Raw genomic sequence first — 19,874 nt, forward strand, 5'->3', positions numbered from 1 at the left:
CCCTTGTCGGCGTGCAGCTTGGCGGGCTTGCGTCGGCGTGGGCCGCGGCGGGAGCGGATCGGCGGGATCCCGCGGACCAGGGGCTGCAGGGCCTGGCTGTCGTGGAGGTTGGCGCCCGATATGCCGATGGAGATGGGCAGACCGGTCCGCTCGGTGATCAAGTGGATCTTCGACCCTTTCTTGCCGCGATCAACAGGATTCGGACCTGTCAGGTCCCCCCTTTCAAGGCCCGCATGTTCACCGAGTCGATCGCGCACCTCGACCAGTCCAGGTCTCCGCGAGCACCGAGTTCGTCCAGCACCAGGCGGTGCAGTTTGGCCCAGACCCGGGCTCTGCTCCATTCGCTGAACCGGCGGTGCGCGGTCGGCCCCGACGGGCCGAAGGTTGGCGGTAACTGCTTCCACGTACACCCTGACGTGGCCACGAACACAATCGCGGCCAGCACCTCGCGATCCCCATACCGTCGCCGGCCACCACCTTGAGGCCGTGTCGGGGCCGGTGGCACCACCCGCGCGAACAACTCCCACAACTCATCCGGCACCAGACGCTCCACGATGTCCACGACCGCAGACTATCGAACGCGCCAAATGAGATGACCTCTAACGCGCCGCTGGTGGCACAGCGTGGATCAGACAGCCCCGTGAACACGACAGCGGCCTCCGCCAAAGACGAAGGCCGCTGAGCGCATTCACCGGGGCGGCGCCCCGGGTACCGTTCTGTTGTCGACGCAGAACGGAGCTTCACTATGCCCGAAGACATGGACGCTCACATCGGTGCTCGCGTTAGGGTCGCCCGCAATGCGAAGGGGCTCACCCTAGAGGAGCTGGCCGGGCTGCTCGGCCGTACTGGGGACTGGTTGGGCAGGGTGGAGACCGGGCGGATCCCGCTCGACCGCTATTCGCTGATTACCGACATCGCAGAGAACTGCGATGTCGACGTGGTGTGGCTGCTCGGTCAGCCGTACCGGCTGCAGCAAAACGGCGGAAACATCGCCCACTCCTACATTCCGGCCATGCGGACCAGCATGCGCCGGTCCGGCCTCATCCTCTCCGGTCATCCGGGGCTGAACCCGCAGGGGATTCCAGTCCCGCTGGCGGAGATGCGGACAAGGTCCCGCCAGGCCAACGCCGCTAGGCAGAACGCAGACCTCCCGAAGGTCGCCATGCTGCTGCCCGGCTTGATCGAGGACCTCAACACCGCCCTGCTCGTCTGTGAGGGCAGCGACCGGGAGGAGGCACTGCGGCTCCTGGTGGACGCCGCCCGTACGGCTCGGATGGTGTTGAACCAGCTCGGCTACCCGGACTTCGCTTGGTCCTCCGCCGAGGTTGCCGCGAACGCCGCGACCCAGGTGGATGACCCGCTGGTGAAGGCGCAGGTCGCTTGGGACCGCTGCGGTGCCCTGCTGCATCAGGCGTCGCTCCCCGAGACCGTGGCCGTCGCCGAGGCAGCACTACGCGATCTGGAACCGCTTGCCTCGGCTCGTCAGCCAGCGAACGAAGTTCTTTCCCTTCGGGGCGCACTGCACCTGCGCTGCGCGATTGCTCACGCCCGCGGGTCCAGGGCAGATGATGCCTGGGCACGTGTTGACACGGCCCTGGAAGACGCCGACCGCCTTGGTGCGGAGTGGTACGACCTCGACGCGCACACCGTATTCGGCAGGGGCACCGTCGCGGTACACGCCGCCGAGGTCGGCGTCGAGATAAACCAGCCTGACGCGGGACTGTCCAAGGTACGTAACGTCTCCGTGGAGGACATCCCCAGCAAGGAGCGGAAGATCCACTATCAGATCGACAAGGCGCGTGCTCTGCGGCGCATGAACCGGTTGCCCTCCGCCGTGATGACGCTGAAGCAAGCATCGGTTGAGGCGCCCTACTACGTGAATTCTGATCCGATGGCCCGCGCCCTGGTGAAGGACCTGGCCGGCGTTGGCGTTCCGTCGCAGGCGAGTGTTCTATCGTCCCTGGTACGCAGCATGGAACTGGTGCACTAGCGTCGAACGCCAGTACTGCGGCGGGAGTTGAAAAACTACCCGGAAAATTCTTCCGGGTCGCGGGCGGTTTCTTGGTCCATCGTGATGTGTCGTCGCTGACGACACATCCGCAAGGGGATCGCCATGTCGCCGCAGCTCATCAACACTCAAGACGCCGCCGTCTGCGGTGCTGCGTACACCAGCATCTTTGGGTGGTCGATCACCCCTGGGCATAGGCACCGGCCCAGGGGCGGCTGCACGTGTGGCGAGTCGAGCGCCTGCCCCGGATCCGGCGCGCACCCGCTGCCTGGACCGCTGATCCCCAGCCCAGCGGACGGGCTGGCCGCAGAGCTGAATGCGTCGCCCGGGGCCGCGCTGATCGCCCCCACTGTCCCCTTCGATGCCCTTGTGCTGCCGAAGTGGAGCGGTCTCTCAGTTGTGATGTGGCTCGATCGCTACGGCAAGGCCGTGCCGTGCATTCTGTACGGCGAGGACAAGGCCGTGCTGCTTGTTCTGCCAGCCACCGGCCGCTACGCACTGCCCGAGGGCACAAGCCCCTCGACCGTGGAGGTCCGGTCCGGCCCCGAGCAGTGGGTCGCTCTGCCGCCTTCCCACGGCATGCGATGGGAACAGCCGCCGTGGCACGACCAGACCCACCACCCGCTGCCGCTGATCCACGGCAAAGACCTGCTGGCTCCCCTGGCACGGGCACTCCAAGCGACAGCCGAGCCCAGTGGAGCACGGCTGTGAACCTCAACGACCAGACTTCAGCCGCGCCGCCCCTGCCCGCACACAAGGGTGTCCAGTTACGGGCGCTCCTCGGCGTTCGCCCAGTAATTCGCGAGCATCTCTGTGGGCCAGGCAGGCTGGCACACGGGGCCGCGCGGCAGCATCTCTTTGAATACGGCCACGAGATCGACGATCGGTGTGCCGTCGTCGGCGTCCAGGTCCTCCACGTACAGGTCCAGCCCCTCGACGTGCAGCAGGCGCGGGTACGAGACCGCGATGCGGGCGGGGCGTCGGTGATTATGGTGTACGTACGTGCCGGTGGCCGGCCACTCCGGGTTGTCGCGAGGGCTTCGTGCGTGAAGGGCGACATCGTCCGGCGATCCGGCGTGGAAGTACCAGACGACCTGCAGGTGGGAGAACTCCTCGATTCCCTGCAGCGTTTCTGCGGGTGTCTTGGGGTTCAGACGGATGATCGACTGGACCCCGCCCTTGTAGTCGTCGAGGCGGCTAGCGTGCCCGCCGACGACCGTTGCAATCACCGGCACTTGAATGTGCGCATCGAACACGTACTGCCCTTCGTCGGGGCCAGGAGACCACTGCTCCTGAGCCGTTCTGGCGCTCTGCAGTGTGCGTCAGGCTACGTTGCCGAGTACCGCACGGGCTTTCGCATCCAGTTCCGTGACGTGGCTGCCCGCACGGTTTCGGAACGGGCTGAGGGCACGGCGCATCTGTACGACAGTCTCCCGGGCCCGGCCGGACTGTACTCCGGCCATGGCGTCCAGTGCCCTGTGCCATGTTGCACACGCGGCGTCGAGCTGACCTTGCTGGATCTGGACGGCTCCGAGGTAGCCCAGCGTCACGGAGTGGGTCCGCTGGAACTGCTGGCGCCTGGTGCGCACGCTGTGCTGGAACTGTCGCTCGGCGCCCTTGGGGTCACCGAGGTCGCGCAGCGCCGCGGCGGTCTCGTGGGCGAGGCTGGCTTCGCCGAAGAAGAACACGCGGCCAGGTTCGTCGTCTCCCCCGGAAGCGTGGCTGAGGTCGCTCTCGGCCTGGAGCAGGGTGGCCAGTGCCGCCTTTTTCTGGCCTGTGGCAGCAAGGCCGCGGGCGTGGACGACGCCCAGCAGGGCTCGCTCCCGCCAGGTGGCGTTGGTGTACCGGCGGGCGGACAGCGAGTCTTCGGACAAGCGCACGGCCTCGCCGGGCTGGTTCAGGTCAACGGCCTGGTGGGCCATGGCCCGGATGATGTGCCCGGCCAGCGGTGCGTCCCCGGCCTCCTCGGCGAGTTGTGTTCCGACACGGAACCATTGCAACGCCACCGTGTGCTCGCCGGCGTCGAAAGCGGTCCAGCCGGCGAGGTAGGCCAGTTCTCCTGCTGCCGAACTCATGGCCCTGCGCACGTTTTCGGAGGGGTAGTGGCCGGAGAGGAACTCGGCGACTTCGTTACGGAGGTAGGCCACGAGAGCGCTCCGGCCGACGCCTCGGCCGCCGCGCTGCTGGTCGCGGCGGGAGAAGAACGCCGCCATCTCTTGGACGTTTTCCACGTCCTGGGCGGTGACCGTGTGCATCGACAGCGGCTTGCGGCTGCGTGCGCGTTCGGCCGCCTCCTCCCAGCACGATTCATTCGGCAGCGCCAGGCCGGCAACCGAGTACGCCGAGTTGACCAGCACGCGCCGGCGATCCATGTCCATGTCCGTACCCCCGAGCGTCACCAGCGTCGTCAAGGTGTCGACGCTCCACTCGGGCGGCTCCAGCTCGGTCCCGGACTCGGGTGCCAGGCCGATGTCGGCGAGTGTGACGACGCGGCCAAGACCACGCGAGAGCGTCTCGCACAAAATACCGGGTGCCCGGCCGCTGGGCTTGGTGCCACCAATCCAGCGGGCGATGGACGACTGGTTCGTTGCGTCCAGTTCGTGGGCACCGTTCTCCGCCGCCACGGCTCGGAATCTGGCAACCAGACGTGCTTGTGGCAGGCCCACCTCCTTGACCACAGCTTCCAGCCTGACGTTGCGCGTGCGCCCCATGGTGCACCCCTGTCCCCGAAACGATCTTGCATCACGTGCATTGGACCCCCGTCCCCGACGGGATACCAACTGGCCCACAGACGCGGTTCTCTCGTGAAGACGATATTCCTCCAACGCCCCTGCGTTTTTAGGGAATCGGCCACCTCATGCATACGCGCTCGGGCTGTGACCAAAAACAGCCCTTCACAATCCGGCCAGAAGGAACCGAACGTGCACTACCTGAAGCGGAGAAGAGCCAGCGGCTGTCGGCCGCATGCCGTCGTCGAGCACGACGGCGCGGTCCGAGGAGCGTGCGCAGTGACCAGAACCCCGATCGACGCGCTTGCTATCGCAGGGGACTTGACGAAGCCATCGGACGGCGAGGCGCCGCGCTGCTTCCAAACCGCGGACGCCCTCCGCGCCGACCTGGCTTCCATCCCCCCGACGCGCCGCAGGCTGCGCGCCTTCCTGTGCCGGTCGGGCCTGGGGGAGATCGCAGACATGGCCGCCCTGCTCTCCACGGAGCTCCTGGCCAACGCCGTGACGCATGGCTGCAGCGAGTTCCCCCCGAAGACCGAGGTCACCATGACAGCGACGTACGACGGCCAGCGACTACGCCTGGCGGTACACGATCCGTCCGACAGCCAACCGTGCCTGCGCGCGGCTTCCGAGGACCAGGAACACGGGCGCGGCCTGATGCTCGTGGCTTCTCTCGCCGACCGGTGGGGAGTCACTGCGAAGGCCAAAGGCACTGGAAAATCGGTCTGGTTGGAACTCGAGTGCTCCTCCTCCCAGAGCGAGGAGGGCCTGTGAATATCCCCAGCCCGGCAGTCGTCACATCTCTCTCCGGCCGTTCGGAGCATGCCCTCATCCGTTCGATCGCCGTGCCGGCTCCCCCTTAGCCGGGCGACGACAGGGTCTCCGTTCTGGTGCCGCGCCGTCCCCGTCCCGCTGCGGCCCGGCACCAGAACGGGTTCGTCCCCCAGCCCACGACGTCACGACAGCGGCGTGGGGGCACGCCCGATGAAGAGCCTGCAGATCACCACGTTGTTCCCTGCCCTGATCGCCGTGGCTCCTTGCCGTGAAATGCCGCGCCGGCCCATTCGACCGACGGAATTCCCGTCCTGACCGGAGAGCTGATGCTTCCCCTGCTGACCACTCGCTTTCCCTGGCGGATTCAACCCGGCGAGACTCCCCTCCCGCCCATACTCCCAAGCGACTTCGATGTCGTCCGCGTCAGCATGGGCCTCGGCATGGCTTCGATCGACGCGATGCTCGACGCAAGCCGCGAGGTCGGGCCGCTGCTGTGCTGCATCACCCACCGCGTGCTGGTCATCCCGATCGGGTCCGGCACCGCTGACCGGTGGCAGGCACCGCATTCCGCTTGCAGTAGCGGCCCGGCCTTCCAATGCCTCACCAGCGGGTACCAGCCGCTGTGCCGAGCCCGGTTCTGGCTCAGCGTGCCTGAGCCGACGGCGGCCGCGGTCACGGAGCGGGCATGCCTTCACGAGTCGCTCAGTCAGACGCGAGCCCGGATGCGGCAGGTCTGCGGCACGCGTGGGCTCGAGGTCTGCCATGCCTGACTACATCGCGCTCGCCCAGGTCGCCATCACCACCAGCTGCCGTCGGCGAACCCGCGCCGCGTACACCTCGAACCCGGGAGTTCCGCAGTGAAGCCGCCGACGCAGCGCACCGTCCCATTCGTGCGCCCGACCGACTCAGCACCGACGCAACAGCCTTCGGGAATCGGGGCCGAACATGGTGACGGCGCACAAACAATTGTGCCCAGTGTCCCGGTCCCCGTACCGGACGATGCGCCGTTCAAGCTGAGCGCCGTCTTGACCTGGCCGCTCTCCGGGGAGACCGCGCGGAATCTGGTACTCGGCCGGCTCCGCAAGATCGGCTGCGTCGGTGACGAACACGCGGCAGGCTGCGTGGCGGACGTCCTCGCGACCAACGCCGCAGCACACGCGGCACCCCTGGACTGCGACGGAACCCCGCTGAGGCTGGTCATTCTCCCCGACAGCCAGCTCCTCATTGAAGTCGACGACGGCACCCCGGACTTCGCTGGCTTCGACAAGGACATGGAGGGCGCTCCCGTCGGGCGCGGCCTGGGGTGGGTCAGTCACTACCGAGGCCGGATGACCCACTACCCCCTGCTGGACGAGCAGGGCAAAACGGTGGGCAAGACCGTGCAGGTGCTGCTCCCCGTGACGCGGGGGGATGCCGCGTGAACTCCACGTCGGTTTCGCACCGCCGCGGCCGTCGGCGCCGCACGCAAGCGGAGCGCTACGTCCTCGAACAGGTGCGGGCAGCCATAGCGATGCCCCTGGTCTTTCTGGCCGCCCTGCTGGGCGTTGCCGTAGTTACCTGGCAGGTGGTGGACCTGTCGGTGGTTCCTCTCCTGCTCGGTCTGGCGTTCGGCATAGGTGCGGCCGCAGTCCTCGGAGCCCTCCGCGCCCAGTCGGCTGCCGCCGCACTGCAGCGGGCACGGGAAGGGGAACTCACCGCCATACAGCAAGCACAGGCGGCGGGACTGCAAAGGATCACGGACGCAGGGAATGCCGTCGAGAAGGCCCTGCTGTGGACGGCCGACGAGCTGTGCCGAGGCGGAAGGCCGCGGGTTCCCGACAGTCTCCCGCCGATCGTGGGCGAAGGGTCGGTGGCGGAACTCGAAGGACTGCTGGCAGAGGTACAAGTCCAGGCCGTACAGGCTCTGCTCCGCGTGCACGACGAATCGCAGCTGGCTGTTCTCGTGGGGCTTCTCCACCATCTGTCGCGGCGTGAACACGCTTTCATCAAGCGGGCCTTGGAGGCGCTCGACGAGCTCGAGGCCCTGACCGATGACCCGGAGTTGCTGGCCAAGGCCTACGAGATCGACCACCTGGTGACGCGGATGCGCCGCTTGGTGGAGAGCAAGGCGGTGCTGGGCGGCGACTCACTGCGCAGCGAACGCCGCCCGGTGCCCGTCGTGACGGTACTGCGCGGCGCCGTCTCAGAGGTGGAGCACTACTCGCGGGTCGCCGTGGCGGCGAGCACGGTCGGAGCCGAGCTTGCTCTCCCCGGACACGTGGGGCCCGACCTGTCCCACCTGGTGGCTGAGCTGATCGAGAACTCCTGCACATTCTCCGACCCGAACACAAAGGTGCACGTCCGGGCGCAGCCGGTGCCGACCGGCCTGGCAATCGAGATCGAAGACCGCGCGATGCCGATGGGCTGGCAGGATCGGGAGAAGCTGAACCAGCTCCTGGCGGCGCCGGAAAAGGTCGACGTCAGCACCCAGCTGCGCGAGGCGAAGATCGGCCTCCTCGTGGCCGCGAAGATCGCCCACCGGCACGGTATGTCGATCAAGCTGTCCGAAAACGCGACGGGCGGCACCACCGCCCTCGTGGTCGTACCGGCCAAGCACCTCGTTCCGGTCGAGGCTGAAGAGGTCCGCCCCGCCCGCAGCGCAGCGACAGCCCCGGCTCCCGGCCGGCCGTCGCCCGCCGCTCCGCCCTCTTCTCCGACATCTTCGGAGGCGGGAGAGCGAACACAGCCCGCAGCCGTCGAGACACGCCAGGCACCCGCCCCGGCCACTCCCGGGCATCCCGTAGTTCCACCGTCGCTGCCGCAACGCGTACCCGGACAACTGCGCATCACCGACCCCGCTCACCGGCCGGGGCCGCCCACGAGAGCAGCCCGAGCGAACCTCGCCGCCGCGTTCTTTGACGGCCAGAAGGCTGCGCAACCCCAGGAAGGCGCCCCAGCCGAAGCGCCGCCGCAGCCATCCGGTACGGGCGAACCCCCGGCCGCCCACCCGTAACCCCCACCCCCGCGGCCTGCCCTCGTAGGGAAGGCCACTCATTCCGCATGGAGCGAATTCACCGTGACCACTCCAGACCTGAGCCCCCACAACGGCGACGACAGTGCGGCAGCTCCTCCGGTCGACACGAACGACCACCAGAAGAAGATGGCCTGGCTGTTGAAGCAGTTCGTTTCCCAGATCCCGGGTGTGACGCACGCCCTGCTGGTATCGCGAGACGGCATCAAGCTGCTGGACAGCGACATCCACCCGGACTGGGCGGACCCGTGGGCCGCCGCCTTCTGCGGCTTGGCCTCGCTGGCACAGAACATCAAGGGGCCGCGCGGCGAAAAACTGCCGCCGTCGCAGATGATCATCGACCGAGCGGACTGCTTCTTCTTCCTGCAGTTCGCGGGCACGAGCGCGGTCTTCAAGAACCATCCCGGCAGCGTCGGTGGCACGCTCGAGACCGTGCTCGGCGTGATCACCGAGCCGGACGCCGAAGTCAGCACCGTGGGATACGAGATGCAGAACCTCGTGAACAAGTTCGCGCCGTTCATGGTCACCCCGGTCCGCCAGGACGTCTGATGAGCCCGGACAGGCGGCACACCGCGTTAGCAGCCAGGACCGACACGGACACTTCCTCGTTCGTGCGGAACTACACGCTGACCGGAGGGCGCACCCGTCCCCGCTACCCGCTGAGCCTGGAGACGGAGCTGGAGCCCGGCTCCGGCAGACCAGGCCCGGGACTGCCTGAGGAGTGCCGGCAGATCCTGGCCTTGTGCCAGCAACGGCGGCGCTCGGTCACCGAGCTGGCCGGCACCATCCGCCGGCCCGTGGCCACCGTGAGGGTCCTGCTCTCGGACCTGCTGGACACAGGTGCCCTGGTAGTGCCCGTGACGACTGGCTACACCGAGCCAGCTGATAAGTCCCCGCTCGGGCCGCGCCCGACCCGACAGTTGCTGGAGGCACTGAGTGTTGGCCTCGCCAAGTTGTCCGATCAAACCCCCTACCCCAAGGCCGGCTGAGCCGGTGGTGCCCTCTGATGCGGACGACCGGCTGAACGACGTCGGCGGGCCTGTCTCCCTGAAGATCCTGGTCGCGGGAGGGTTCGGGGTCGGCAAAACCACGTGCATCGGCGCCGTCAGCGAGATCGAGCCGCTGAACACCGAGGAGTACCTGACCCAAGCGAGCGCCCGCACCGACAACCGGGCGGGCGTGGAAGCGAAAGACACGACCACGGTCGCCTTCGACTTCGGCCGCAAAAGATTCGAGCCGCCGGACGTGCCCCTACCGCTGGAACTGTTCCTGTTCGGCACCCCAGGCCAGGACCGGTTCGTGGACCTCTGGCACGACCTGTCGCGCGGGGCGGTCGGCGCCGTCGTCCTGGCCGACACCCGCCGTTTGGACAGCAGCTTCGCCGCAGTCGAGTTCTTCGAGCAGATCGGCCTGCCGTTCATCGTCGCCGTCAACGAATTCGAGGGCGCCTACCGCTACCCCGAAGACGACGTCCGCCAGGCCCTCGGAGTGGCGGCCGGCATTCCCTTGGTGGCCTGCGACGCGCGGGTGACCTCCTCTGTCGCCAAGGCCTTGCTCACCCTTGTCCGGCACGCCCTCACCAGTGCCCCGACCGGCCCCGCCCACCCCACCGACACCGCTCTACAGGACGCCTGATGACGCAGAACTCCCACATCCACGTGCCTCCCTTCACCGGCCCCAACGCCCGCCTCCCCACTCGGAGCGAGCGCGGCCTGATCGTCCCGCCTCCCGGCGCGATACGCACGGGCAGCGAAGTCCAGGCTGAGGAGGAGGCCCGCCAGGCCCTGATCCGGCGCCTGGGCATTCCCACTCACGCGCATGCGTTCTACGACCACTTCGCCAGCCAGATGGCGGAGGCCTCTGGCTTCCTCTACGGGATGGTCAACCTCTTCCTGGAGGAGCAGACCTTCATCGGGTTGCACAACCCGGCGGAGGACAGCGGCCACCCGATCATCGGCCGCACCATGAGCCGGCGCGACGGCTGGTGCCCCGATGTGGTCCGGCGCAAGAAGGCGCTGCCGCTCCACGACGTCCGCGCGTCCCCCCGCTTCTACGGCAATCCCGTCGTCGATGCCGTCGGCATTCACGCGTACTTCGGCGCCCCCTTGATCCACGAGGAGACCGGAATCGTGCTGGGCACGGTGTGCATCATCGACCCGGAGCCGCGGCTCCTCACCGATGCCCGCCGCCACAGGGACATCGTCAAGGGCACCGGCAATGCGGTCATGAAAGAGATCACCGCCGCCGCGCCACCGTCCTGATCCTCCGCCGCCTTCACCCGGGCTACCCATACGCGGATCCGGCCGCACCCAACTTGCGACCACCCAAGGGAGAAGGACCGACCATGCCGACCACGCTCATCCCGAATCTCACCCCCGAGCAGGATCTGCTGTGGCAGGAAGCCGACGCCTTCGCCGCAGAGGAGATCGCCCCCCGCGTGGCGGGCATGGAGGAAACGCCTCGCCACGTCGAGCGCGACATCCCGCAACTTCTCGCTGCCCGCGGCTGGTTCGGGGTGACGATCCCGGAGGCCTTCGGTGGCCTGGCCGCCGGCCACGTCGCCAAGACGATCCTGATCCACCGCATGTCGAAGGTGTCCGGGGCCGTAGGCGCGATCCTGCAGGCTGACCTGATACCCGTAGCGGCCCTGGTGAACTGGGCCAACGACGAGCAAGAGGCGTACTGGCTGCCGCAGGCCGCCCAGGGCTCGGCGCTGCTGTCGATCGCAGTGACCGAGCCGGAGACGGGCGGCCACATCGGCGGCATGGAGACTGTCGCCGAACGCGACGGCGACGACTGGGTAATCACCGGCGGCAAGGTGCACATCGGCAACAGCCACCTCGCCAACCTGCACGTCGTCATCGCCCGCACCGCGCCTGAGGGCACCCGTCCCTCGCAATCTCTGACGGCGTTCCTCGTCGAGCGCGACCGCAACGGCCTGACCGTCCAGCCCCACCGGCCCGGTCTCGGCCTGCACGGCTTCTCCCGCGGCCGTCTCGACTTCGACCACGTACGTGTGCCCGATGCCAACCGGCTCGGCGAAGTCGGGAAGGGCATGGACGTAGCCAAGTCCAGCAGCATCCGGTGCGGGCTGCCCAACCTGACCGCGGTCAGTCTCGGCATCCACGAGGCAATGGTGGAGCTCACCACCCGCTACCTGAAGGAACGCCGACGCTACGAGGGCACCCTTCTCGACCTGCCGGTCCTACAGGACCGCATCGGAGACATGGAGGCCAGGTTCCAAGCCGCCCATTACCTCGCCTACCAGGCGGTCGGCCTCCTCGACCAAGGCCTGTTCCCCGAATCGGCCTTGGTCACCGCGAAGTACATGGGCCACAAAATGGCGGTTTCCTCGGGGCAGGACGCCATGAACCTGCATGGTGCCCGGGCCCTGGACTGGGACTACCCCATGCAACGCCTGTGGCGGGACATCCAGCACACATACGCCCCCGCCGGCACCGGAGAGTTCCAGCGCATCCGCCTCGGCCAGAGCCTCCTGGCGGAGAGCCCTCCCTAGTCGTCCAAGCGTCTGGCGGCATCATCCCGCCCAGCTCGCCCCCACCCCGCCCGACTCCCTCGCGCTGGCAGCGTTCCCTCCTTCCGCTCCAGCGCGCGGGTTCCCCCGCCCTGCCGCCGGGAGCAATTTCTGTTCCCCCCTCCCGGCGGCAGGGTCCCAGAGACACCTACACGAGCATCGCCGAGAGGAAGCCCGCCATGTGCCGGCACGATCCGCCCTGTCCCCCCGCGCACGCACCCGACCGGGACGCGGCTGCGGTAACCGCGCGCCGTGACGCTCAGGGCTGGGCACTCCTGTGCAACGGCATCGTGCGCTTCGACGTTATGTCGATCTCTGGCACCTCTCGGTGCCTGTGAACTGGTGGTTTGTGAGATGGACATGTCTATGTCGAGCGGTGGATCCGGTCGTTCAGCTGGGAACGCTGGCAGCGATCGTCTGGGCAACTTGGGTGGGCGAAAGGTGAGTGGTGTCGATGATTTCGGCTTCTCGCCGCAGCCAGGAAAGGGCCTCCCGGTAGCGGGAGATGTTGTCCAGGCGCCATTGCCGAGCACCGGTTTCGACCGTGTCACTCTCGATGCGTTGGGCCAGCGTGTCCGGATCGGTGTGGAGCACGAAGTGCTGCACCGGAATGCCAGCCTTCGCCAACCCGGCGTGGATCTCTCCCCAGTACTGCTCGACCAGCACCGTTTGAGGGATGACGAGCACTCCGCCGACGAAGTCGAGAACCTGCGAAGCGGTCTCCACGACCAGACCACGCCATGGCAGCCATTCCTGGAAGTCCTTGACGGGAACCGAGTTGAGGACGTGTCGCAGCATGTAGCCGACGCTCTCGGAGTCGAAGATCCTCGCGTCTGGAAGGAGCGCGGCAAGTTCCTTCGAGGTAGTCGTCTTGCCGGCGCCGAAGGTTCCGTTCAGCCAAACAATCATGCCGGTGACCCTATCCGCCGGGACGGAGGCACTGCAGGCGTCCCGAACAGTACCGTCGGCGGGGTATCCCAGCCGGCGCGGCACGAAAGTCAGCGGCGCTCAGCAGCGCCGTTCGATGGCGCGGCGGTCAGGGTGCGGAGACGGCGGATCTCGCCGTGCGCGGTCTCCAGTTTCCGGGTGAGGTCGGAGACCTGGTCGCGAAGTTGCCGGTTGCGTTCGAGCGCGGTCTCCAGCCTGCGTTGCAGGGAGGCGTCGCTGGCAGCGTGCCGAGGAGCACGGTGGGGAGCCGGGGCAGAAGCTCGCCACGTAGCCATGACCACCTCGGCGGCCGAACCGCTGACGGTGCACCTCCGGCCCGCAACCGAGGCCTACGACTACGAGCACTACCGAAACCTGCTCGCCGACCCGTCGGTACTCACGGACAGCTTCGCGGTCTGTGTCTACCGAGCACCGCTCCTTGCCGTCCCCGTCGGAGGCCCCCGCCGTGGCGGCTAGTGTCCGTGACGCAGCCCAAGATCGGCGAGTCCATCCGCCGGCTGCTACTCGGGCGGCCCGGCTTCTGGAACCTGCGGATATACCTGTCGCCCTGGACGGACACCTGCCACGTCCTGCGATGGGGCCACGAACCTCCGTGCGGCGGCCACGACGCTGTCCTCGGCCGCTTCTACGGATATCGGCCCTCAACCATCACGACGTATCCCCGCGAACGTACGGAGGTCGGATGATCCAGCCGGGCCTGACAGCGAGCGCCGCATTGCCGTACCCCACAGGTGATCGCGCTCAGCACGCGAACCTTGAAGCTTAACGAGGAGATAGACGTGCAACGCCTCGACCGCTCTGCCGGTGCGACAACGGAACATCTCCTCCAATCCAAGGAGGACATCGGCAGAGGGCTGTTCATCGCCCCGTACGAAGGCGAATCTCTCTGCGACGTCGCAGTCGTCTTCGACGACGACGGCCACATCGGTTACGCCGACGAGCGCCCGACGGACCGGGACATCGACGGGATTCTTTGGCAGCGGTGGGGCGGTACGCAGACCGGCCCCCTCCAGTGGTCACATCATCGCCCCGACCGTCAGCGCGCGGTGATGGAGCGCCCGCATCGCTGCGGGGGGTGCGCAGGAGAACCGGACCACGACGAGCGCGGGGTGCTGTGGCTCCTGAACGCGAACGAACAGGCCCAGGCAACCCTGACGTTTCCGCGCGACATTCGCACTGCCACGCCAGCCATGTGCCGTCAGTGCGCCGAGCGTGCCCTGCGGGCATGCCGCGTACTTCAGGCCGGCTTCATCGCCCTGCGGGTCCGCGAGACCGAACTCGTCGGCGTACGGGGAATTCTCTACTCCCTTACTTCCCCTCCGCAGGCCGACCGGTTCGTTCGCTTCGACGACGACGCGATCCACCGGGTGGTCGCACGCCAGCTCATGCTGGAGCTGCGTGACGCCGAGCTTGACGAAGACACCCTGTCGCCGCCAGGCCACGGGGGACGTGCGCCTACTGCCGTGCCCGGCCCCGTGTGGGGGTGGCAGTAATGACTGTTCGCCGGATTGCCCTGTTCGACCTGGACAACACTCTCACCGACCACACGACGGCGTTCACCCTGTGGGCCACCGAGTTCTCCGGCAGCACCGGCGTTCCGGTTCCTTGGCTCATGAAGGCTGAGGAGCGGCACGACGGCGCGCGGCATCATAAGCCCGATCCCGAGTTGTTCCGACTGGCGCTCGACGAGCTTCAGGCCCACGCAGGAGCAGGGGCGGCGATGGTCGGCGACTGCCTGGCCACGGATGTCGAGGGCGGGTTGCGGGCGGGGCTGCACACCGTGTGGGTCGCGGGTGAGCGTGCCCGCCTGCCTCCGGACCCCATGCCCACGCGCACCGTTCAGACCGTGGTGGAGGCCGCCGATTGGCTGCGCACCGCTGTTCTGTCCCCGGCGCGTGCGCCTGCGCTGACGGCCTAGATCCCGGATTCCCGGAATGAACCGCAAGAACGTGTGGCGGGTGGCCACCTTCGTGCTCGCCATCGCGGTGCTGATCGTCGCGGCCGAACTACACACACCGCTCTGACCAGTAAGAACAGGCCGCCGCGCCGCCCGCACCACCACGCTCGACCCGCGCGTAAAGGCCGCCCGCCGCTGAGCGGGAGGCGAGCCGCAGACACGACATATCCACCACGGTGGCCCCTTCCGAAGGGGCGGGACCACCCCCACAGGACGGACATCCATGGCTGGGCGTATCGAGGACTACGCACTCACCGGCGATCTGCAGACGGCTGCGCTGGTCGGCCCGGACGGGACGATCGACTGGCTGTGCCTGCCCCGCTTCGACGCCTGCGCCGTCTTCGCCGCGCTCCTCGGCACCGCCGACAACGGCTTTTGGCGGATCGGCCCAGCCGTCGAAGATGGCCAGGCTCCGCTGGCCGCCGACCGGCGCGGCTACCGCGGTGACTCGCTGATCCTGGAGTCGGAGTGGGACACGCCCACCGGCACGCTGCGAGTCACCGACTTCATGCCGCAGCGCGACGGCACCCCGCGCCTGGTCCGGGCCGTCGAGGCCGTCACGGGCAGCGTGCCCGTGGACTCCACCCTGTGCCCGCGGTTTGCCTACGGACGGGTCGTCCCCTTGGTCAGCAGGGTGGACGGCCGAACACGCGCGGTCGCCGGCCCCGACGCGGTATGGCTCGACTCAGACGCCCAGCCCCAAGGCGAACAGCCCTCCACTCATGCGCAGTTCACCCTCAACGCTGGCGAACATCTCGCGTTCACTTTGAGCTGGCAGCCCTCGCACGCCGGCCCGCCCGAGCAGCTCGACACCGCCGAGGCCTTGGAGGCCACCGAGAGGTTTTGGGCGGACTGGGTGTCCCAGTGCACCTACACCGGCCCCTACCGCAGCGCTGTGGTCCGCTCGCTGATCACGCTCAAGGCCCTGACGTACGAACCGACCGGTGGGATCGTCGCCGCGCCGACAACCTCACTGCCGGAGGACCTCGGCGTCGCGGAGGTGGCCTTCGAGATGGAACTCAGTGACCACTGGGCTTCGCACCCCGCGCTCGAGGGAGCGGTCCGATGAGTCTGAACGCCGTTGCCGAGGGCTTAACCCCTAGGGGCGGCGCTCCCGCCACGGATCTCGTCAGCAGCACCGTGGCCCCCAGGGACTTCGTGGTCATGACCGCCGAGCGTGTCGACCGAGCCTGCCATGACGCTCTGAAGTCCCACTACGACCGCCACCCCGACATCGCGGTCGTGCTGGTGGTTGACCTCGTCGGCGCTCACGACATCGTCGCTGTCGCGCCGTACGGCGTGGCAGCAGTGGTGCGGACCGCCGAGCTGTGTGACGACCCGGACCTCCTCCAGCGCGTGAAGGCCCTGGCCACCGAAGGCGGTCACCGTCTCCCGATCGGTATGGGCAGCTGCATTCGGACCGCCGCGGCCGAGCCGACGCGTCAGCAAACGCTCGGGCAGCCCGGTGTCCTCTTGAAGCCCTCGGAGGTCGACGTCCTGGTCCTCGTGGCTGAGGGGCTGACGCGTACGGGCATCGCCCGGCGGCTCGGCCGAACCCCCGAGCAAGTCCGGTCCACGCTCAAGAACATCTTCGGCCGGCTGGGCGTACACCAGCGTGCCGAGGCAGTCGCCTACGCCGCCCGCGCGGGCCTTCTCTGGGCCATGTCCGACCGGGAGGCGCGGTGAGCACTCCGCCCCCTCGACCGGCACACGCCGGAGCGCTCGTTGCCGCCACCTCGGCGTCGGCACCCTCGTTACGCGGCCACCGCAGCTTCCAGGCGTACCGGCTAAGCGAGGCCACAGCCCTGGCCGGCTCGTTGGTCTCCGCCGTCGCCCTCCCCGTGATCGCGGCGATGGAACTCGATGCCACCCCGACCCAGGTCTCCACCCTCGCCTCCGCCGTGATGGCGCCCGGGTTCCTCCTCGCGCTGCCCGCCGACGTCGCGGGCGACCGCTGCTCCAAGAAGCGGCTGATGGTGGGCACCGACCTGGCAGCAGCCGCGGTGGTCCCCGCCTGCTGGGCCGCCGGAACGCTGTCCATGCCGGTCCTGGACGGCGCGGCGTTCCTGCTGGGGGCGCTGACGGAGCTGCACCAGGCCGCGGCGATCGCCATCGTGCCCGAGCTGATGGAACCCGAACTCGTGCCCGATGCCAACGCACGGGCGATGGCCGCCTTCGCCGTCGCCGGATCCGCCGGGACCTACGTCGGAACCGCCGCGGTCAGTCTGCTCGGTGCCGCCCGCTGCCTGCTCCTGGACTCCGCTTTCTACCTGATCGGCGCCTGGTGCGCCTCGCGCATCTCCACCGTCCACGCTGCCCAGCATCCGGCCGGACCAAGCACCGGGATGATCACGTCGATCCATGAGGGCATGGCGCACGTGCTGCGAGATCCGCTCCAGCGGCCCCTGGTTCTGACGATGGCCTACCACGCTTTCGCCGAGGGGATCGCAACGACGTATTTCGCGTACTACCTGCTGACCGAGCTCGACTACGGTGACACCGGTCTCGGACTGGTGCTGGGCGGGGTAGGGGTCGGCAGTCCCGTGGGCGTCCTGGTCGCCGGCCGGCTGGTGCGCCGGGTAGGACCCGGAGCAGTCCTGCTCGTGGGTTTCGCCGCGTACCCCATATGCGGGGCGCCGCTCCTTCTCGCCCGTCCGGGGCACGGGTGGTTGGTTGCTCTGGTGGCCGCCAGTGCCGTCAAGGCGGTGGCGGTCACAGCGGCGGCTTCAACGCAGAGGTCCCTTTCCCAGCAACTGTGCCCACCTCACCTTCAGTCCCGTGTCCAGCAGACAAGCGCGTGGCTGGTCGCCGGGGCCCGGCTCCTGGCAACCCTGGCGGCCGGCACCGTCGCTGCCGTGGTCGGTGTGTGGGGCGCGCTGCTGACCGGCATAACGCTTCTCCTCAGCCCCGTAGCGCTGCTGTGGTTCTCGCCCGTCCGCCGGCTGAAGGTCATGCCCGGCACCACTACAGCGCCGCCCGAGCAGACCAGTCGACCGCTGGCAGAAAGCGGAGACCGTGTCCACTGATCGCGCTCGATACGAAGCCGCCTCTTCCCTCGTGCGGCAAAGGCAGAGCACTCACCAAGCCTCCTCCATGTCCTGTATCCCTGCCGTGAAGGAACCTCCCGTGAAGGTCTCGATCCCACCGACCCGCATCACCCCGGCCCGCCAGCAACAGGCCTCCGTTTCGCGACAGCGTCCGCGCGCTGAACAGCGTGGGGAGGTGTCGGCGGCGCTGGCCCTGCGCGATCTGCCCTTACGCATATCGGTGGCGGTAGCGGGCCTGCTCCTCGCCGTTCGGGTTCCCCTTCCGGGGTTCGTCCCGACCGGGCCGTACGCCACCTTCCACACCACATCTGCGCGGTTCCAACCGGTGTGGTCGGGTCATGAGTTCACGGCTGCTGGGGGCCTGGCATGACCAGTGTGCCGACGGCTTTGCACCGTGACGCCGCGGCGTCTCGCCTGGGCTTGCTGCGACGCGCGCAGCTGGAGACGGTCCTGCGGGGTGTAGCGGGCGAGAAGCGGATCGCTCTCTATGTTCTGGTCGGCTCCCGGCAGGATCCCGCTCCCCGTCTCGCCGCCGCGCAGGCCCTGGCGACCCGGCGGGGCTGGACGGTCGCCGATCGCACCTTCGACGTCACGGGACCGACCGCCCCGGCCACACGACCCCAGCTCGCCCGGCTGCTCGCCGCGGCCCGGCGCTGGGAGATCCACGGCATCCTCGCCGCCTCCCGGGTGGATATCAGCGACGACGACAAGGAGTACGAGGCGATGCTCGAGCAGATCCGAACCCTGGGCGCCGGACTCGCCCTCGCGCGCGAGGAGAACGTCCTGTGACCTCACCGAGAACGCACGCGGCCGCCGTGCCGACACGGAGCCCGGAGTCGGACCCTCCCCCCGGACGCCTCGATCCGTCCTTCATCGAGACAGGCAGGAAGCTCACCGGCTCCGCGCGGGAGGAGTTCGCGAAGAAGGTCGTAGCCGCCTACCGCACCCCGGGCCGCACGGTCACCATCCGTGATAGCTGCGAGGCGACGAACCGGTCCTACGGAGCCATCCACTCTCTCCTGAGCGAAGCCGGGACCACCAAGCGCGGGTGCCGCACCGCCGGCACGGAAGAGCAGGTGAACTCGTGAACGAGCCCCACCCGCCCGAACCGCGCTACCCAGCGCTCGCGGAGGACCTGCTGGGCCGCGCGCAGCGCGCCAAGGAGCACTGGCGCACGTCCGGCGCCGAACGCCTCGGCATAACACCGGACGCGCTCGCGGCCCTCGCCCAGACCCAGCACGACAACACCGCCGGCCTGAAGCGGATCGTCGAACGGCTCGGGCAGTGGCCGGACCGCAGCACCGTAGGACCAGAGGCGTGCCAGGCCGCCGTGGACATTGCGGTGCACAGCGACCACAACCCGGCGGTCCAGCGGACGCTGCTGAGTCTGCTCCAGAAAGCCGTGAAAGCCGGCGACGCCACCAGCGCCCAGCTCGCCCACCTGCACGACCGCTGCCTCGTCAACGCCGGGCAGCTCCAGGTGTACGGAACCCAGCACTGGTACCGCCCCGGCGGCCTCCTGGAACCGCACCCGATCACCGATCCCGCCCAGCTCGACACCCGCCGGGCCGGCGCGGGCCTGCCGCCGTACGTCGAGCAGGCCCGCCGTCTGCGCGAGCGGCACGGCCCGATCGCCTCCTTATCCGCTCCTGCCGCAGTCGAGCTCGCCCCCGAGCCTGAAAGGCGGGCGGCATGACCACCTTCCGCTCGTACCGGCCCTGCAACCCGCCATCCGTTCAAGGAGATGACCGCTTGTCCCGCGTAGGGCCCGCCCTCGACACCGACGTGATCCGCATCGCGTGCTGGAACGGGGAGCGCAACGGCCTGCCCGGCCACACCGGCGGCGACGGCCGTCGCCGGCACCTG

26 protein-coding genes and 2 pseudogenes are annotated in these 19,874 nt (G+C 68.5%); 23 read left to right on the top strand and 5 right to left on the bottom strand.

All coding sequences use genetic code 11. The annotated features are described in order from the left end of the window. Positions 1 to 562, bottom strand: a pseudogene (locus tag ACFPIH_RS52195) (IS5 family transposase); the annotation flags it as partial. Between the two features lie 183 nt (positions 563 to 745). On the opposite strand from ACFPIH_RS52195, the gene ACFPIH_RS52200 reads away from it, so the two are divergent. Next, positions 746 to 1,990: a helix-turn-helix domain-containing protein gene (locus ACFPIH_RS52200; protein ID WP_381167406.1), complete on the top strand. Its 1,245-nt coding sequence runs from the start codon at positions 746 to 748 to the stop codon at positions 1,988 to 1,990. Between the two features lie 123 nt (positions 1,991 to 2,113). Further along, positions 2,114 to 2,719 carry a hypothetical protein gene (locus ACFPIH_RS52205; protein ID WP_381167408.1) on the top strand — a complete coding sequence of 202 codons (606 nt, stop codon included), beginning with the start codon at positions 2,114 to 2,116 and terminating at the stop codon, positions 2,717 to 2,719. 56 nt (positions 2,720 to 2,775) lie between these two features. Here ACFPIH_RS52205 and ACFPIH_RS52210 read toward each other — a convergent pair whose 3' ends face one another. Then, a complete protein-coding gene (locus ACFPIH_RS52210; protein WP_381167410.1) occupies positions 2,776 to 3,264 on the bottom strand; it encodes a TrmO family methyltransferase domain-containing protein in 489 nt (162 codons plus the stop codon). Between the two features lie 66 nt (positions 3,265 to 3,330). Further along, the gene (locus tag ACFPIH_RS52215; RefSeq protein ID WP_381167412.1) at positions 3,331 to 4,719 is read right to left on the bottom strand and encodes a tetratricopeptide repeat protein; all 1,389 of its coding nucleotides are present in this window, start codon (positions 4,717 to 4,719) and stop codon (positions 3,331 to 3,333) included. A 297-nt stretch (positions 4,720 to 5,016) separates the two neighbouring features. On the opposite strand from ACFPIH_RS52215, the gene ACFPIH_RS52220 reads away from it, so the two are divergent. From ACFPIH_RS52220 to ACFPIH_RS52265, 10 genes are all read left to right on the top strand, one after another. After that, complete coding sequence (locus tag ACFPIH_RS52220; protein WP_381167414.1) at positions 5,017 to 5,511, top strand: ATP-binding protein; 495 nt, start codon at positions 5,017 to 5,019, stop codon at positions 5,509 to 5,511. Between the two features lie 440 nt (positions 5,512 to 5,951). After that, positions 5,952 to 6,281, top strand: coding sequence for a hypothetical protein (locus tag ACFPIH_RS52225; RefSeq protein WP_381167416.1), 330 nt, complete (start codon positions 5,952 to 5,954; stop codon positions 6,279 to 6,281). 255 nt (positions 6,282 to 6,536) lie between these two features. After that, positions 6,537 to 6,932: a hypothetical protein gene (locus ACFPIH_RS52230; protein WP_381167418.1), complete on the top strand. Its 396-nt coding sequence runs from the start codon at positions 6,537 to 6,539 to the stop codon at positions 6,930 to 6,932. Next, positions 6,929 to 8,503, top strand: coding sequence for a sensor histidine kinase (locus ACFPIH_RS52235; protein WP_381167420.1), 1,575 nt, complete (start codon positions 6,929 to 6,931; stop codon positions 8,501 to 8,503). Before ACFPIH_RS52230 ends, ACFPIH_RS52235 begins: the two co-directional genes overlap by 4 nt. A gap of 147 nt (positions 8,504 to 8,650) precedes the next feature. Next, a complete protein-coding gene (locus tag ACFPIH_RS52240; protein ID WP_381167421.1) occupies positions 8,651 to 9,070 on the top strand; it encodes a roadblock/LC7 domain-containing protein in 420 nt (139 codons plus the stop codon). Further along, positions 9,070 to 9,510, top strand: a complete 441-nt coding sequence (locus ACFPIH_RS52245) for a DUF742 domain-containing protein (RefSeq protein ID WP_385879203.1) — start codon at positions 9,070 to 9,072, stop codon at positions 9,508 to 9,510. The genes ACFPIH_RS52240 and ACFPIH_RS52245 overlap by 1 nt, the downstream gene beginning before the upstream one ends. Positions 9,511 to 9,517: 7 nt before the next feature. Continuing rightward, positions 9,518 to 10,156: a GTP-binding protein gene (locus tag ACFPIH_RS52250; protein WP_381167425.1), complete on the top strand. Its 639-nt coding sequence runs from the start codon at positions 9,518 to 9,520 to the stop codon at positions 10,154 to 10,156. After that, on the top strand, positions 10,156 to 10,782 hold the full coding sequence (locus ACFPIH_RS52255) for a GAF domain-containing protein (RefSeq protein WP_381167427.1): 627 nt from the start codon (positions 10,156 to 10,158) through the stop codon (positions 10,780 to 10,782). Before ACFPIH_RS52250 ends, ACFPIH_RS52255 begins: the two co-directional genes overlap by 1 nt. Positions 10,783 to 10,865: 83 nt before the next feature. Next, positions 10,866 to 12,038 (top strand): acyl-CoA dehydrogenase family protein, encoded by a 1,173-nt coding sequence (locus tag ACFPIH_RS52260; protein ID WP_381167429.1) that lies wholly within the window; start codon positions 10,866 to 10,868, stop codon positions 12,036 to 12,038. Positions 12,039 to 12,235: 197 nt separating this feature from the next. Further along, positions 12,236 to 12,394 (top strand): DUF5999 family protein, encoded by a 159-nt coding sequence (locus tag ACFPIH_RS52265; protein WP_381167431.1) that lies wholly within the window; start codon positions 12,236 to 12,238, stop codon positions 12,392 to 12,394. Positions 12,395 to 12,446: 52 nt separating this feature from the next. On the opposite strand, the gene ACFPIH_RS52270 is transcribed toward ACFPIH_RS52265, so the two are convergent. Both ACFPIH_RS52270 and ACFPIH_RS52275 read right to left on the bottom strand, forming a co-directional pair. Next, complete coding sequence (locus ACFPIH_RS52270) at positions 12,447 to 12,965, bottom strand: P-loop nucleotide/nucleoside kinase family protein (protein WP_381167433.1); 519 nt, start codon at positions 12,963 to 12,965, stop codon at positions 12,447 to 12,449. Positions 12,966 to 13,054: 89 nt separating this feature from the next. Further along, on the bottom strand, positions 13,055 to 13,279 hold the full coding sequence (locus ACFPIH_RS52275) for a hypothetical protein (protein ID WP_381167435.1): 225 nt from the start codon (positions 13,277 to 13,279) through the stop codon (positions 13,055 to 13,057). Between ACFPIH_RS52275 and ACFPIH_RS52280 the strand changes: the two genes are divergently transcribed. The 11 genes and pseudogenes from ACFPIH_RS52280 (at position 13,278) to ACFPIH_RS52330 (ending at position 19,704) form a co-directional block, all read left to right on the top strand. Beyond that, positions 13,278 to 13,460 carry a DUF6302 family protein gene (locus ACFPIH_RS52280; RefSeq protein WP_381167437.1) on the top strand — a complete coding sequence of 61 codons (183 nt, stop codon included), beginning with the start codon at positions 13,278 to 13,280 and terminating at the stop codon, positions 13,458 to 13,460. The two genes, ACFPIH_RS52275 and ACFPIH_RS52280, sit on opposite strands and share 2 nt — an antisense overlap. A gap of 5 nt (positions 13,461 to 13,465) precedes the next feature. Further along, positions 13,466 to 13,690: a DUF6302 family protein gene (locus ACFPIH_RS52285; RefSeq protein ID WP_381167439.1), complete on the top strand. Its 225-nt coding sequence runs from the start codon at positions 13,466 to 13,468 to the stop codon at positions 13,688 to 13,690. Positions 13,691 to 13,783: 93 nt separating this feature from the next. After that, positions 13,784 to 14,497, top strand: coding sequence for a hypothetical protein (locus ACFPIH_RS52290; protein WP_381167441.1), 714 nt, complete (start codon positions 13,784 to 13,786; stop codon positions 14,495 to 14,497). Continuing rightward, the gene (locus tag ACFPIH_RS52295; protein ID WP_381167443.1) at positions 14,497 to 14,922 is read left to right on the top strand and encodes an HAD hydrolase-like protein; all 426 of its coding nucleotides are present in this window, start codon (positions 14,497 to 14,499) and stop codon (positions 14,920 to 14,922) included. The genes ACFPIH_RS52290 and ACFPIH_RS52295 overlap by 1 nt, the downstream gene beginning before the upstream one ends. A 262-nt stretch (positions 14,923 to 15,184) precedes the next feature. Continuing rightward, a pseudogene (locus ACFPIH_RS52300) lies at positions 15,185 to 15,952 on the top strand (glycoside hydrolase family 15 protein); the annotation flags it as partial. A 173-nt stretch (positions 15,953 to 16,125) separates the two neighbouring features. Next, the gene (locus tag ACFPIH_RS52305) at positions 16,126 to 16,647 is read left to right on the top strand and encodes a helix-turn-helix transcriptional regulator (protein ID WP_381167445.1); all 522 of its coding nucleotides are present in this window, start codon (positions 16,126 to 16,128) and stop codon (positions 16,645 to 16,647) included. Next, entirely contained in the window at positions 16,644 to 17,987 is a 1,344-nt protein-coding gene (locus tag ACFPIH_RS52310) for an MFS transporter (protein WP_381167447.1), read from the top strand. The genes ACFPIH_RS52305 and ACFPIH_RS52310 overlap by 4 nt, the downstream gene beginning before the upstream one ends. A gap of 100 nt (positions 17,988 to 18,087) precedes the next feature. Next, complete coding sequence (locus ACFPIH_RS52315; protein WP_381167449.1) at positions 18,088 to 18,378, top strand: hypothetical protein; 291 nt, start codon at positions 18,088 to 18,090, stop codon at positions 18,376 to 18,378. Further along, a complete protein-coding gene (locus tag ACFPIH_RS52320) occupies positions 18,375 to 18,797 on the top strand; it encodes a hypothetical protein (RefSeq protein ID WP_381167451.1) in 423 nt (140 codons plus the stop codon). Before ACFPIH_RS52315 ends, ACFPIH_RS52320 begins: the two co-directional genes overlap by 4 nt. Further along, complete coding sequence (locus ACFPIH_RS52325) at positions 18,794 to 19,096, top strand: helix-turn-helix domain-containing protein (RefSeq protein WP_381167453.1); 303 nt, start codon at positions 18,794 to 18,796, stop codon at positions 19,094 to 19,096. Before ACFPIH_RS52320 ends, ACFPIH_RS52325 begins: the two co-directional genes overlap by 4 nt. Then, positions 19,093 to 19,704: a DUF6624 domain-containing protein gene (locus ACFPIH_RS52330; protein WP_381167455.1), complete on the top strand. Its 612-nt coding sequence runs from the start codon at positions 19,093 to 19,095 to the stop codon at positions 19,702 to 19,704. Before ACFPIH_RS52325 ends, ACFPIH_RS52330 begins: the two co-directional genes overlap by 4 nt. Positions 19,705 to 19,874: the final 170 nt, after the last annotated feature.

The organism is Streptomyces vulcanius, from assembly GCF_042653945.1.
GTDB classification, from domain to species: Bacteria; Actinomycetota; Actinomycetes; order Streptomycetales; family Streptomycetaceae; genus Streptomyces; species Streptomyces mangrovi.